This is a genomic window from Streptomyces malaysiensis subsp. samsunensis, from assembly GCF_024519315.1.
Classification (GTDB): domain Bacteria; phylum Actinomycetota; class Actinomycetes; order Streptomycetales; family Streptomycetaceae; genus Streptomyces; species Streptomyces malaysiensis.
In genome coordinates this window covers 1-648 of the sequence record NZ_JANIIC010000249.1, presented here as the reverse complement: position 1 = coordinate 648, position 648 = coordinate 1, and the positions used below count along the sequence as shown (strand labels likewise).

1 protein-coding gene is annotated in these 648 nt (G+C 72.2%); it reads right to left on the bottom strand.

What is annotated here, in order from left to right; genetic code table 11:
• Window positions 1-648 (bottom strand): biotin carboxylase N-terminal domain-containing protein (locus NQU54_RS48735; protein WP_306279898.1); only part of this gene is annotated, 648 nt, incomplete at both ends.

Here is a 648-nt window from a genome sequence, read left to right as displayed (position 1 = left end):
GACGTTGCCGTGGGTGTCGGCCAGGCACTGGGTTTCGACGTGGCGGGGCTTGTCGAGGTAGCGCTCGACGAAGCATTCGCCGCGGCCGAAGGCGGCCACGGCTTCGCGGACGGCGGAGTCGTAGAGCTCGGGGACTTCTTCCATCGTGCGGGCGACTTTCAGGCCGCGGCCGCCGCCGCCGAAGGCGGCCTTGATGGCGATGGGCAGGCCGTGCTGTTCGGCGAAGGCGATGACTTCGTCGGCGCCGGAGACGGGGTCGGGGGTGCCGGCGACGAGGGGGGCGCCGGCGCGCTGGGCGATGTGGCGGGCGGCGACTTTGTCGCCGAGGTCGCGGATGGCGTGGGGTGGGGGGCCGATCCAGGTCAGGCCGGCGTCGAGGACGGCCTGGGCGAATTCGGCGTTCTCGGAGAGGAATCCGTAGCCGGGGTGGATGGCGTCGGCGCCGGATTCGGCGGCCGCGGCCAGGACCTTGGCCTGGTCGAGGTAGCTGGCTGCCGGGGTGTCACCGCCCAGCGCATAGGCTTCGTCGGCCGCGCGCACATGCACAGCGTCCCGGTCCGGATCGGCGTAGACGGCAACGCTCGCGATCCCGGCATCCCGGCAGGCACGGGCAACACGGACAGCGATCTCGCCACGGTTGGCGATGAG